The following is a 13,445-nucleotide window of genomic DNA, read 5'->3' as shown; positions in this document are numbered from 1 at the left end:
TTCACCGCCGCCGGCACGTCCTACGCCACCCACGGCGAACCGCTCATCCCGGTCTACGTCTTCTACTCGATGTTCGGCTTCCAGCGCACCGGCGATTCCTTCTGGGCCGCCGCCGACCAGATGACCCGCGGGTTCATCATCGGCGCCACCGCCGGACGCACCACGCTGACCGGCGAAGGCCTGCAGCACGCCGACGGCCACTCCCCCATGCTGGCGGCAACCAACCCGGCCGTCATCACCTACGACCCGGCATACGGCTACGAAATGGGCGTCATCATGCGTGACGGCCTCAACCGGATGTATGGGCCCGGCGAAGCCGGGAAAGAAATTGCCGCCAACGATCCGTCGCGGAACGTGATGTACTACATCACTGTCTACAACGAGCCGATCGTGCAGCCGCCCGCACCGGCGGAACTCGATGTGGAGGGCATCATCAAGGGCATCTACCTGCTGGCGCCGGCCAAGATTGACGGCCCGCGCACGCAGATCCTGGCCTCCGGCGTGTCCGTTCCCTGGGCCCTCGAAGCCCAGCGGATCCTCGCCGAGGACTGGGGCGTCTCCGCCGATGTCTGGTCCGTGACCTCCTGGACCGAACTGCGCCGCGACGCCATGGCCGCCGAGGAGGACTCCTTCCTCAACCCCGGCCAGCCCGCCCGCGTCCCGTTCGTGACCCAGCAGCTCGCCGGTGCCACCGGTCCGATCGTGGCGGTCACCGACTACATGAAGGCCGTGCCGGACCAGATCCGCCAGTTCCTGCCGAACGAGTTTGCCTCACTCGGCGCGGACGGCTTCGGCTTCTCCGACACCCGCGCCGCGGCACGCCGTTTCTTCAAGAACGACATCCACTCGGTTGTGGTCCGTTCCCTTCAGATGCTGGCCCGCCGGGGCGAAGTGGATGCCCAGGCACCTGCCCAGGCCATCGAGAAGTACCGCCTGCACAACGTGAACGCCGGCACCACCGGCAACGCGGGCGGCGACTCCTAACCGCACTTCAGCGCAAGAGCGAACGTACGACGGCGGCTCCCACCGAAAGGTGGGGGCCGCCGTCGGGCGTTAACCGCCCCACCCCCTCCTGCCTCCCTCCGGGGGGCGCTCTGGACTGCCGCGGGCCGCTGTGATGCAGGACAAGGGCAGTTGTAGCCTTCGCACAAATGGAGCTTGGGCGGCCCGCACCGTATGCTCAATGCATGGCAGAGCCGATCACCACTCCCGAAAAACGCAATCCGAGCTCGAGGGCGATGACTCCGGAGAAAGCCGAAACCCTTAAGAAGCTCCGGGCCAGCGTGGGCCAGCTGTCGACGACGACGCTGCGCCAGTTGGAGAAGTCCCTGCCGTGGTACGGCCGGCTGAACTCGGATGAACGTTCCGCCCTGGGCATGGTGGCCCAGAACGGCATCGCGGCATTCGTCACCTGGTACGAACGGCCGAGTTCGCCGTCGTGGATCCTCTCCGACGTCTTCGGTACCGCGCCCACCGAGCTGACCCGCTCCATCAGCCTGCAGAAGGCGCTCCAGCTGATCCGGATCGTCGTGGAAGTCGTCGAGGACCAGGTCCCGGTGATCGCCCCGGAAGCGGACCAGGGGGCCCTCCGGGAGGCCGTGCTGCGCTACTCGCGGGAGGTCGCGTTCGCGGCCGCCGACGTCTATGCCCGCGCCGCGGAATCCCGCGGCTCCTGGGATACCCGGCTGGAAGCCCTGATTGTCGATGCCATCCTCCGCGGCGAAAACACCGACGCGCTGCGGTCCAGGATCGCGGCCCTGGGCTGGAAAGCACAGGAGCGCTTCACCGTCATGGTAGGGAATTCCCCGTCCGAACCAAGCGCCAGCTACGTCAGCGAACTGCGGCGCACAGCGGGGCGCTTCGCCGAGGACGCCCTTGTGGGGATCCAGGGCGACCGCCTCATCCTGATCCTGGGCGGGGTCCACGACCGGGAGACCGCGTACCTGAAACTCAGCGAACTCTTTGCCCCCGGCCCGGTGGTCTACGGCCCGGAGGCCGGGTCCCTCCTCGAGGCCAGCGGCTCTGCCCAGTCGGCCTTTGCCGGCCTCACCGCGGCCCGCGCGTGGCCTTCCGCGCCACGCCCGGTGGCGGCCGATGACCTGCTCCCGGAGCGGGTGATCTCCGGCGACGACGCCGCCCGCCGCTCGCTGGTCAAGAACATCTACCGCCCGCTGCTGGCCGCCTCCAACGGGCTGGTGGAGACCCTCGGCACGTACCTCGAACTGGGCCATTCACTCGAGGCCACGGCCCGGGAACTCTTCGTCCATGCCAACACAGTGCGCTACCGGCTCAAGCGCGTCTGCGACGTCACGGGCTGGGATCCGCTGCTGCCGCGGGAGGCGTTCGTGCTCCAGACCGCCCTCGTCGTGGGCCGGCTTTCTGCCCCGCCGAAGGCCCCCACGGAGCGGCAACCTCCCCGCAACGGCTCCTGAACCGTTGTAGACTTCCTACAAACTGACCCAGTGAGCTTGGTGCATGAAAACACGAATGTTCACGCGGTAATTTGGAAAGCTGGTTACGTGCTTGCAATCGTTTGCCCTGGACAGGGCTCCCAGACCCCTGGTTTTCTGGCCCCTTGGCTGGAACTGCCACCCGTCGCAGGCCTCCTGGCCTCCCTCAGCGAAATAGCAGGCATCGACCTCACCGCCCATGGCACCACCTCCGATGAGGAGACCATCAAGGACACCGCAGTCGCGCAGCCCCTGATCGTCGCTGCGGGCCTGGTGACGGCAAAGTCGCTGTTCGACGTCGAACTCGGCACGCTTCCCGTCATCCTTGCCGGCCACTCCGTCGGCGAAATCACCGCGGCTTCCCTCGCCGGTGTCCTGTCGGAATCCGAAGCCATGACGTTTGTCCGCGAACGCGCCAACAGTATGGCAGCCGCTGCTGCCGCCACCCCGACCGGCATGAGTGCCGTCGTGGGCGGCGACCCCGCGGAGGTCCTGGCAGCCATTGCTGCCGCCGGGGCCACGGCCGCCAACGTCAACGGGGCCGGCCAGACCGTCGCCGCTGGCACCCTGGAGCAGCTCAAGGCCCTGGCGGAGAACCCGCCGGCCAAGGCCCGGGTTATCCCGCTGAAGGTCGCGGGCGCGTTCCACACCTCGCACATGGCCCCCGCGGGCGCGGCCCTGCAGGCCCTGCGTCCGTCGCTGCACCCGAAGGACCCGCAGGTGCCGTTGCTGTCCAACTTCGACGGCGCGGAAGTCACCGACGGCGCCGCCGCCGTCGACAGCCTGATCGCCCAGGTCTCCCGTCCGGTCCGCTGGGACCAGTGCATGGAGACGATGGTGCAGCGCGGGGTGACCGGCGTGATCGAGCTGGCTCCCGCCGGAACACTGGCGGGCCTGGCCAAGCGCGGCATGCCCGGCGTCAAGACAGTCACCGTCAAGACCCCGGACGATCTTTCCGCGGCCCTGGCCCTATTTGCAGAACTGGAGGGAGGGGCATGAGCGTTCCCACTCTGAAGCAGGCACCGGTGCAGGCAAACACCCGCATCATGGGTGTCGGCGCCTACCGGCCCAGCGTGATCGTGACCAACGAGGACGTGTGCCAGTGGATCGACTCCTCGGATGAGTGGATCCGCCAGCGCACGGGCATCATCACCCGGCACCGCGCGCCCGCCGATGTCAGCGTGATTGACATGGCCGAGGGCGCCGCACGTGAAGCACTGCAAAGGGCCGGCATCGAGGCCTCCCAGCTCGGCGCCGTGATCGTCTCCACGGTCACCCACCCGTATGCGACCCCGTCCGCCGCAGCGAGCCTCGCCGACCGACTCGGCGCGACGCCGGCCCCGGCCTTCGACATCTCCGCGGCCTGCGCCGGCTACTGCTACGGCATCGCCCAGGGCGACGCCCTGGTGCGCTCCGGCGCGGCCTCCTACGTCCTGGTGGTCGGTGCCGAGAAGCTCTCCGACGTCATCGACAACACGGAACGGACCATCTCCTTCCTGCTTGGCGACGGCGCGGGCGCCGTCGTGATCGGCCCCTCCGACACGCCCGGCATCGGCCCCTCGGTGTGGGGTTCGGACGGCAGCAAGTGGGATGCCATCGGCATGACCCACTCCATGCTCGACATCCGCGAGCTCGCGCTGACCGGCAAGCACGGCGCCGCCGTCAGCGATGAGGAAGCGGCAGTGACCGACGCATCCCTGTGGCCGACCCTGCGCCAGGACGGCCAGACTGTCTTCCGCTGGGCCGTGTGGGAGATGGCCAAAGTGGCCCAGCAGGCCCTGGACGCCGCCGGCATCCGGTCCGAGGACCTCGCCGCGTTCATCCCGCACCAGGCCAACATGCGCATCATCGACGAGATGGCCAAGAAGCTGCACCTGCCCGCGACCGTCAAGATCGCCCGCGACATCGCCGACGCCGGAAATACGTCGGCGGCGTCCATCCCCCTGGCCACCCACCGCCTGCTTGAGGAAAACCCCGAGCTCAGCGGCGGGCTGGCGCTGCAGATCGGCTTCGGAGCCGGTCTGGTCTTCGGCGCCCAGGTGGTCGTGCTTCCTTAGGCAGCCACCGCTTTTTCGAACTAAATACGTTCCACCCGTTTCACCCTTGCACCGCATGTCCTTCAATTTCAGGGCCCGCCCCGCATGCTGTGCTCGCAAGCATTCCCGCACCAAGCCGAACCCTCGGTTTGAATCATTTCCGCCCCTAGGCTGCCGGCATTCCACCGGCAGCCGAGGGCAACAACCAGAAAAGGAGCCATCAATGGCTAGCAACGAAGAAATCCTGGCCGGCCTGGCTGAAATCGTCAACGAAGAGACCGGCCTGGCCGCGGAGGCTGTCGAAATGGACAAGTCCTTCACCGAGGACCTGGACATCGACTCCATCTCGATGATGACGATCGTGGTCAACGCCGAAGAGAAGTTCGGCGTCCGCATCCCGGACGAAGAGGTTAAGAACCTCAAGACCGTCGGCGACGCTGTCACGCTGCAGCAGCGCCCGGACCGGACCACCAGCACCACCACGAAATGCACCACCCCAAAGTTCCCCTCGCAGGCCCCGGCCATCCCATTCGCGGTTCCGGATACGGCAGGCGCACCGACAGAGAGTGATCCCATGGCACGCAAAGTAGTCATTACCGGTCTGGGTGCCACCACACCCATCGGCGGCGATGTCCCCACAATGTGGAAGAACGCGCTCAAGGGCGTCTCCGGCGCGCACACGCTTGAGGACGACTGGGTGGCCAAGTACGAACTGCCCGTCCACTTCGCCGCACGCGCCTCCACCCCTGCCTTGGACGTCCTGACCCGGGTCGAGGCCAAGCGCATGGACCCGTCCACCCAGTTCGCCGTGGTCGCATCCCGCGAGGCGTGGGCCGACTCCGGCATCACCGAAATCGACCACGACCGTCTGGCGGTGGCCTTCGCGACCGGCATCGGCGGCGTCTGGACCCTCCTGGATGCCTGGGACACCCTGCGCGAAAAGGGTCCCCGCCGCGTCCTGCCCATGACCGTACCCATGCTGATGCCCAACGGCCCGGCCGCCGCGGTAAGCCTGGACCTGGGTGCCCGCGCCGGCGCCCACACCCCCGTTTCCGCCTGCGCGTCCGGCACCGAGGCCGTGCACGTGGGCCTGGACCTGATCCGAGCCGGCAAGGCCGACGTCGTCGTGTGCGGCGGCGCCGAAGCCGCCATTCACCCGATGCCGATCGCCGCCTTTGCCTCCATGCAGGCCCTCTCACGCCGCAACGACGATCCCGAGCACGCCTCACGCCCCTACGACCGTGACCGCGACGGCTTCGTCATGGGCGAGGGCGCCGGTGCCCTGGTGCTTGAGGCCGAGGAACACGCCCTGGCCCGCGGCGCCCGGATCTACGCCGAACTGGCGGGCACCTCGGTCACCGCCGACGCCTACCACATCACCGCCCCGGACCCCCAGGGCCTGGGCGCCACCCGCGCGCTGAAGGCTGCGATGTTCGATGGCCGCATCCAACCTGAAGACATCGTGCACGTCAACGCGCACGCCACCTCCACTCCGGTCGGAGACAAGCCCGAGTACGCGGCCCTCAAGGCCGCCCTGGGCAAGCACGTGGACTCGGTAGCGGTCTCGGCCACCAAGTCCCAGATGGGGCACCTGCTCGGCGCCTCCGGTGCCGTAGAGGCCGTGCTGACCGTCATGGCCATCTATGACCGCAAGGCGCCGGTGACTATCAACCTCGAGAACCAGGATCCCGAAATCCCGCTCGACGTCGTCACGACCGCCCGCGACCTGCCGGCCGGCAGCATCGCCGCACTGAGCAACTCGTTCGGCTTCGGCGGCCACAACGCCGTGATCGCGGTACGCAGCGTGTAGCTGCACGACCAGCAGCACGCCCGCAGCACGCCGGGACGGCAGATGGCGGCAATGTTCTTCGTGAACATTGCCGCCATCTGCTTTTTTGGCGCCTAGCTATGGAATTACTGCGGTGGTGCGCCCGGTGAGGCCCTAGCCGACCTGGTGGAGCCAGCGGACGGGGGCGCCTTCGGCGGCGTGCCGGAACGGCTCGAGTTCCTCGTCCCAGGCCTCGCCCAGGGCGAGGGAGAGCTCGTGGTAGACGGCCGAGGGGTCGCCGGCGCCGGATTCGTAGGCGTAACGGATGCGGTCCTCGGACACCATGATGTTGCCGTGGACGTCAGTGGTGGCGTGGAAGATCCCGAGCTCCGGGGTGTGCGACCAACGGCCGCCGTCCACCCCCTGGCTCGGCTCCTCAGTGACTTCATAGCGCAGGTGCGCCCAGCCTCGCAGAGCGGACGCCAATTGAGCCCCCGTGCCCGGCGTTCCGGTCCACGACAGCTCAGCCCGGAACATTCCGGGCGCGGCAGGCTGAGCGGTCCACTCCAAGTCCGTCCGCTTGTCCACGACAGACCCTATGGCCCACTCGACGTGGGGGCACAAGGCAGTCGGGGCCGAGTGAACGAACAGCACACCTCGGGTCAGTGCAACAGACATTCCATCCTCCATAGCTGTAGGTACGTCTTCCCCAACGACCTGTGCCTGGATGTCTGTCTGTTGCGCGGATCCGAATTTATGCCGGCGGTCCCTGCCAGACTACTAATATACAACCGGGTTCAAAGCTGGGACGTAGTGCATTCCAGCTTCAAGTTCAACTTGAAACTTCCCGGGCGTGAGTTTTATTCTGCCCTACCCCTCCTCATTACGCCAGTGCGATTCGGCGCGTCTTTTCCGGCGCGCCGTGCACGGTTCGGCAGTCCCGCAGGTGGACCCTGGTCCGCTTGGGCCTGGGCGGGTATTCGGGCGGAATCCCGGGCAGGAATCCGGGCCGACTTGTGCGCCTTTCCGGCCGGCCGGACGCGACCGGCCAGCGATCCTCAGGCCCGGGGGTGCGCCTGCTGGTAGCTCTGCCGGAGCCTCTCGACGGACACGTGGGTATAGATCTGGGTGGTGGCAAGGCTGCTGTGCCCGAGGATTTCCTGCACGGCGCGCAGATCGGCCCCGCCGTCGAGCAGGTGGGTCGCTGCAGAGTGCCGCAGAGCGTGCGGCCCGGTGGCGGCGGTGTCTCCCAGCCGTTCCAGCATCTCCTTGACCACGCTGCGGATCTGGCGCTGGTCCACCCGTCCGCCGCGCGCGCCCAGGAAGAGCGCCGGGCCGCTGGTCCCGGTAGCGAGGGCCGGCCGGCCGCGGCGGAGCCAGTCGTCGACGGCGAGCGCCGCCGGCAGCCCGTAGGGCACCGTGCGTTCCTTGTTGCCCTTGCCGAGCACCCGGAGGGTTCTGCGGTCCGGGTCGAGGTCGTCAACGTCCATACCGGCCAGCTCGCCAACCCGGACACCGGTGGCGTAGAGCAGCTCCACCATGGCACGGTTGCGCAAGGCCAGCGGATCCCCCTCGGCCGAGGCGGATTCGGCGTCGTCCACGAGCCGCCGGACCTGTTGCTGGTGCAAGACGCCGGGCAGGGATTTCTCCCGCTTTGGCGCCTTGAGCCGCAGGGCCGGGTCGGCTTCGATCAGCTCCTCACGGACAGCCCAGGCGGTGAAGGCCCTGGCGGTGGCGGCGCGGCGGGCCAGGGTGGCGCGGGACTTCCCGGACTCGCTCTGGGCGCCAAGCCAGCGCCGCAGGGTCCCGAGCTCCAGCCCAGCAAGGTCGTGGACGCCCTCGGTTGCGGCGTGCGCGAGCAGGCTTTCGACATCGGAGAGATAGGCCCGCACGGTATGGGCGGACCTGCCCCGTTCCGCTTCCAGGTAACGGCCGAAGCGGGCGGCGGCGAGCTGGATATCGCCGTCGGGCGCGGCGGGCGGGGCAGCGGGGGGATCCTGTGTAGACACCCTCTTACTCTGGCAGTATTCCCCCGGCATTCAAGGAGCCGGTCGGCGAGCCGCTTCTTCCCGGTGAAGCAAGCCATCTCAGTCCGCCTTCCCGGAGCGTTTCCAGCCGCCATGCCGGGATTCGGCCAGCCCCAGCAGCCCGAGCCGGCCAAGACCCGCGCGGACCGAGTCCGGGCTCAGCCCGGCCACCGCGGCCAGCTTCTCGACCGAGGTGGTGGTCCGCAGCGGCAGGGCATCGAGCAGGATCAGGTCCTCCAGGGTCAGGCCATCGTGGGCCTCAGACCGGCCTGCCTTGTCCGGGGGCATCGCCTCGCCGCTCGGGGAGGCGAGCTCGGCGATCTCCCCGGCATCCGTGACGCATACCGCGCCGCCTTCACGGAGAAGCCGGTGGCAGCCGGCGGAGTTGGCGCTGTGGATGGAACCGGGCACGGCGCCCACGGCCCTGCCCAGGCCTTCGGCATGGTGGGCCGTGTTGAGGGCGCCGGAGCGCCACCGGGCCTCGACCACGACCGTGACGGAGGCCAACGCCGCAATGAGCCGGTTCCGCTGAAGGAACCGGTAACGGGTGGGAGCGGACCCGGGCGGAACCTCGGCCAGGACCGCGCCGCGGTTCGCCACGGTCCGCAGCAGGTCCTCATTGCCGGCGGGGTAGAAGCGGTCCACTCCCCCGGCCATGACGGCAATGGTGGGCACACCGCCCGCGCTTCCGGCCAGGGCCGCCCTGTGGGCGTGGGCATCAATCCCGTAGGCCCCGCCGGAGACGATCGTGAAGCCGCGCTGGGCCAGCGAGTAGGCGAGGTCGCCCGTCACCGATGCTCCATAGCTGGTGCTGTCCCGGGAACCCACTAGGGCTACGATCCGGGCCGCCGGGGGCAGCTCCTGTTCCACGCCGCGCCACCACAGGCACAGGGGCTCCTGCAGTCCGAGGTCCGCCAACTGCCGCGGCCACAAGTCATCCCTGGGAATGATGAGGCGTCCGCCGAGCCGGTGCATGGTGGCCAGGTCGCGCTCCGGGGCGAGGTCGGGCACGCGCGGGGCCCAACGCTTCAGCGCCTCGCTAAGCCCGGACCAGCCGCTGCCGGACCCGCTGTCCGCCAGGATTCCAGTGATCTCCTGTTCGAGCCCGGGACCGGCGGCCAGCACGCCGCTGGCAATCCGCAGGGCGTCCTGCGCCCCCACGGCCTGGACCAGCGCCAGGCCCGCCGCGTCCTGCGGCTCGAACAGGCGGGCCAGAGCGGCGCGGGCTATTCGTTCGTCATCAATCATGGTGGTTCCTTTCGCACGGCTGGGGTGGGCTTCGTGCCGGCAGGCTCAGGGTGAGACCGCGGCGGCCTGCCGGAGGCCCAGCGCCTGCCCGACGTCGTCTGCGTCCGGGACGTCGTGCCGGGACAGGTCCGCAAGGGTCCACGCGAGGCGCAGCACGCGGTCGTAGCCGCGGGCGGTCAGCACTCCGCGCTCCAGTGCGTAGTCCAGGATGCGGGTGGTGGGGGCATCGAGCCGAAAGGACCCGCGCAGCAGCCGCCCCGGCACCTGCGCGTTGGTTTCCATCCCGAATGGCAGCAGCCGGTCCAGCTGGCGGGCCCGGGCCGCCCGGACCCTTTCCGCGATGCTGGCCGTTCCTTCCTCGGCCGCAGGTTGGCCGAAGCCGGCGAGCGAGACCCGCTCGACTTCGAGCTGGATGTCGACCCTGTCCAGCAGCGGCCCTGACATCCGGGCCTGGTACCGGCGGCGCATGATGGGCGTGCAGATGCAGTCCACTCCTTTGCCCGTTGCCTTGCCGCAGGGACAGGGGTTGGCTGCAAGGACCAGCTGGAACCGGGCGGGATAGGCCGCGGACCCGGCCGAGCGGTGGATGACCAGCTCTCCGCTTTCCAGCGGCTGCCGCAGGGCGTCCAGAACGCCGCGGTCGTACTCCGGGGCCTCGTCCAGGAAGAGCACCCCGCGGTGCGCACGGGATGCCGCCCCGGGCCGCGGCAGCCCGGACCCGCCACCGATGATGGCCACCGCCGTCGCGGTGTGGTGCGGGTTCTCGTAGGGCGGGCGGCGCAGCAGCTGCACGGAGCCCGACGGCAGCGAACACAGCGAGTGGATTGCGGTCACCTCCATGGCCTCGGTGTCGCCCAGGTCCGGCAGCAGCCCGGGCAGCCGCTCGGCGAGCATGGTCTTCCCGGCACCCGGCGGCCCGGTCAGCAGCAGGTGGTGGGCACCGGCGGCGGCTACTTCCAATGCACGCCGCGCCGCCGCCTGGCCGGAGACATCGCACATGTCCGGCGCCAGAGCGGGACCGTTGCCGGGTTCGGGGTGGCCGGAGTCCTCGGTATCGGGTTCGAAGTCGAGGACGAGGTCCTGCGGGTCCGCGCCGCAGTCAAACGCGAGCCGGGCCAGTGTGGCATAGCCCCGGACCTGCGCGCCGGGGACCAACTCGGCCTCCGCCACGTTGGCCCGGGCCACGACGACCTCCGGGTAGCCGGCCCGGACCGCGGCCATCACGGCAGGAAGGATGCCGCGCACGGGCCGCAGCCGGCCGTCCAAGCCGAGCTCGGCCATGAAGACCGTGCGGCCCGTTGGCCGGATGTCGTTCGCCGCCAGCAGCACGGCCATGGCGATGGCGAGGTCGAATCCCGAACCGCGTTTGGGCAGGGATGCCGGGATGAGGTTGGCCGTGATCTTCCGGCGGCTCAGCGGGATCCCCGAATTCTGCGCCGCCGAGCGGATCCGTTCCTTGGCCTCGTTTAGTGAGGCGTCCGGCAGGCCCAGGATCACGAACGCCGGCAGGGTCTGGCCGATGTCGGCTTCGACCTCCACAATGTAGCCGTTGAGGCCCACGAGGGCGACGGAATACGTCCGGCCCAGGGCCATCTATCCCACCCCCTTGAGGTGCTCGACGGCGGGCTCGCCAATGCCGTCGTCGACCACCGCGATCACGTCCACGCGGCACAGCGGCATCCACAGCCCCTGGGCACGGCACCACGCCGCTGCCAGCCGGTGTAGTCTTGCCAGCTTGTCCGCGCCGACAGCCTCGAAGGGATGCCCGAAGGCCAGGGATTTCCGGGTTTTCACCTCGGCGATGACCAGCGCGTCGCCGTCGAGCGCGACAATGTCGATCTCACCCTCCGGGCAGCGCCAGTTCCGCTCCACGATCCGCATGCCGTGGGCCTGCAGGAAGTCGGCCGCGAGGTCCTCCCCGCGCCGGCCCAGCACATCCTTAGCTCTCATGCCTCCAGCGTGAAGCGCCGCCACTTACGACGACAGAGCCCACCTCGGCTATGTGGAAAACGTCGCCGGGCTGCAAGAGCACATGCGTGATGAGAAAAGTATCCGCAGCCCGTTCAGCACTGCTGATCGCATAATCAAGGCAGAACGAAAGAACTGCAGGAGGAACAAGGAATGAAGGTACTTTTCCTCGATATTGACGGTGTCGTCAACCGCGTTGGTACAAGACAGAGCTTTCGCGGCTTCATGGGCATCGATCCTTTCCTGGCGTCCAAGGTCTGCAAGATCATCTTCGACACGGACGCAGCCGTTGTTCTAACGTCCACATGGCGGCATATCCCCGGCGGCCGTGAAGAAGTCGACCGACACGTTTACAAGACCTTTGACGTTACTCCGACAGCGGACACAGGTTTTCGTGGCGAGGAAGTGAAGATGTGGCTGGACCGGCATCCGGAAGTGACGCGGTATGCCATTGTCGACGACGATACTGACTTCTATGCCGATCAGCCCTTTTTCAAAACGAGCTGGCAAACGGGAATCTCCGACGAGGTTGCGCAGCAGGTAACCGAATTTCTCAACAGTGGAGATACCCCCTGAGTGCACATCTACCAACGTTGGGAAACTTCGCCGAAGCGCCTGCCGACGGCCCGGGATCCAGGCGGATCCCGGGCGGCCACTTCCGGCGATCAACTCCGTGGCGGCATTGACAGGACGTGTTGATGCGATTGTCAGACAACGAAACGTAGCCAATGCCTGCAAGGCCCACCTAGGCTTTTCCCAACCCCCTCGAATTCCGCGGGGCGTCCGTAGTCTCTCCTGAGGATCGGCCGAAGGATCGGCGTATGGAATATCGAGCGGCCCAGCCGCTGGGAACGCAGCAGCTTACGGAACCGGGTCCGCCCGGCGGGCAGGCAGGCCCCAGCTGGCCCCCACCACCACCGCCTGAGCCCGAGACCTGGCCCCCACCACCGCGGCTTGCGCCAGGGCCCGCCCCAGCAAGGCCTGAGCCCGGGAGCTGGCCCCCGCCAGTGCGGTCAGAGCCCGGCCCCGCGCCAGAGCCTGAGCCGGCAGTTCCGGCGGGAAAACGCAAGCACCGGGTCCGGCGTCTGCTCGCCAGGAGCTTCAAGTTCGCCCTCGCCATGGTGGTCATCACGGAGCTGGCCGCCGTCTCCTTCATCTGGTTCGCTCCCCCGCGCACTGCATACATGCTGCAGACCGGCGGCCCGATCGCCTACCAGTACGTGTCCCTGAACCACATCAGCCGCTATGTCATCGCCGCGGCCGTCGCCCACGAGGACCAACAGCTGGGAACGCGTGTTGGCGCGTTCTCCGTTGATGATTTCCGGGACAGGGCCGTCGCCTACCTGCAGGGCGAGGATGACCCGAGCGGTTCCACGGTCCCGCAGCAGCTGGTCAAGAACATCTTCCTTTGGCCTGATGCGAATGCCCTGAGGAAGGGGCTGGAGGCCGGGCTAGCCACCGAGTTCAGCCTCACCCTGACCCCGCAACGGATCATGGAGCTGTATCTGAACTACGCGCAGTTCGGCCCTAAGCTGTACGGCATCTGCGCGGCGAGCTGGTACTACTTCGACGAACCCCCATGGAACATGTCCGAGTATCAGGCTGCGCAATTGATGGGGGTCCTGCCACTGCCCACACTCGTCACCCGGGCGGCGGGAGGCGGCATCTATCTCGGCCCGGGGGTCCACCCCAAAGTGTGGGACTACGTCAACGGTGCGGCCAACGTGTGGGTCCCCAGGCAGATCGAGGGGCTCGGCGGATGGAAGGCGGCCGTCGCAACCATCGGAATCGGCGACACAGCGTCCGACCACGCCGCCGAGCGGGGATCCGCGAACCCGGATGGCTGCGGTTCGTATCCGGAGAGTGTGCTGGACCTGCTGCGGCAGCAGGGCGTTGCCCTGGACCGCAACGGGAAACCTGCGCCACTCAGGGGCTAGGAAACCCGAAA

The 13,445-nt window shown here is 68.2% G+C and carries 12 protein-coding genes and 1 pseudogene; 8 read left to right on the top strand and 5 right to left on the bottom strand.

From position 1 onward, the window contains the following. From AC1D0A_RS13385 to fabF, 6 genes and pseudogenes are all read left to right on the top strand, one after another. The coding region (locus tag AC1D0A_RS13385) for a transketolase-like TK C-terminal-containing protein (protein WP_476946014.1) at positions 1-984 on the top strand (984 nt) is incomplete at its 5' end. Between the two features lie 203 nt (positions 985-1,187). Further along, positions 1,188-2,432, top strand: coding sequence for a PucR family transcriptional regulator (locus AC1D0A_RS13380; protein ID WP_279293836.1), 1,245 nt, complete (start codon positions 1,188-1,190; stop codon positions 2,430-2,432). Positions 2,433-2,519: 87 nt separating this feature from the next. After that, positions 2,520-3,449 carry an ACP S-malonyltransferase gene (locus AC1D0A_RS13375; RefSeq protein ID WP_028275209.1) on the top strand — a complete coding sequence of 310 codons (930 nt, stop codon included), beginning with the start codon at positions 2,520-2,522 and terminating at the stop codon, positions 3,447-3,449. Continuing rightward, positions 3,446-4,507, top strand: a complete 1,062-nt coding sequence (locus AC1D0A_RS13370) for a beta-ketoacyl-ACP synthase III (RefSeq protein ID WP_243177178.1) — start codon at positions 3,446-3,448, stop codon at positions 4,505-4,507. The genes AC1D0A_RS13375 and AC1D0A_RS13370 overlap by 4 nt, the downstream gene beginning before the upstream one ends. Positions 4,508-4,562: 55 nt before the next feature. Continuing rightward, positions 4,563-4,922: pseudogene (locus tag AC1D0A_RS13365) on the top strand (acyl carrier protein); the annotation flags it as partial. Between the two features lie 138 nt (positions 4,923-5,060). Continuing rightward, complete coding sequence (fabF, locus tag AC1D0A_RS13360) at positions 5,061-6,296, top strand: beta-ketoacyl-ACP synthase II (protein WP_028275211.1); 1,236 nt, start codon at positions 5,061-5,063, stop codon at positions 6,294-6,296. 132 nt (positions 6,297-6,428) lie between these two features. Here the strand turns inward: fabF and AC1D0A_RS13355 are convergent, their stop codons facing one another. The 5 genes from AC1D0A_RS13355 to AC1D0A_RS13335 all read right to left on the bottom strand — a co-directional run bounded on the left by AC1D0A_RS13355 (position 6,429) and on the right by AC1D0A_RS13335 (position 11,479). Then, the gene (locus AC1D0A_RS13355) at positions 6,429-6,932 is read right to left on the bottom strand and encodes a DUF3145 domain-containing protein (protein ID WP_026266435.1); all 504 of its coding nucleotides are present in this window, start codon (positions 6,930-6,932) and stop codon (positions 6,429-6,431) included. Between the two features lie 380 nt (positions 6,933-7,312). Further along, positions 7,313-8,263, bottom strand: a complete 951-nt coding sequence (locus tag AC1D0A_RS13350; RefSeq protein WP_439954069.1) for a tyrosine recombinase XerC — start codon at positions 8,261-8,263, stop codon at positions 7,313-7,315. 78 nt (positions 8,264-8,341) lie between these two features. Next, the gene (dprA, locus tag AC1D0A_RS13345) at positions 8,342-9,529 is read right to left on the bottom strand and encodes a DNA-processing protein DprA (protein ID WP_243177176.1); all 1,188 of its coding nucleotides are present in this window, start codon (positions 9,527-9,529) and stop codon (positions 8,342-8,344) included. Positions 9,530-9,574: 45 nt separating this feature from the next. Continuing rightward, complete coding sequence (locus AC1D0A_RS13340; RefSeq protein ID WP_243177175.1) at positions 9,575-11,122, bottom strand: YifB family Mg chelatase-like AAA ATPase; 1,548 nt, start codon at positions 11,120-11,122, stop codon at positions 9,575-9,577. Next, complete coding sequence (locus tag AC1D0A_RS13335) at positions 11,123-11,479, bottom strand: YraN family protein (protein ID WP_028275215.1); 357 nt, start codon at positions 11,477-11,479, stop codon at positions 11,123-11,125. A gap of 171 nt (positions 11,480-11,650) precedes the next feature. Between AC1D0A_RS13335 and AC1D0A_RS13330 the strand changes: the two genes are divergently transcribed. Next, on the top strand, positions 11,651-12,073 hold the full coding sequence (locus AC1D0A_RS13330) for an HAD domain-containing protein (RefSeq protein WP_243177174.1): 423 nt from the start codon (positions 11,651-11,653) through the stop codon (positions 12,071-12,073). Positions 12,074-12,504: 431 nt separating this feature from the next. Beyond that, positions 12,505-13,434, top strand: coding sequence for a transglycosylase domain-containing protein (locus AC1D0A_RS13325; RefSeq protein WP_476946013.1), 930 nt, complete (start codon positions 12,505-12,507; stop codon positions 13,432-13,434). Positions 13,435-13,445: the final 11 nt, after the last annotated feature.

This window comes from Arthrobacter sp. P1_D4, assembly GCF_056406115.1.
The sequence above is the reverse complement of the archived record's forward strand: the minus strand, read 5'-3'. Positions and strand labels throughout refer to the sequence as shown.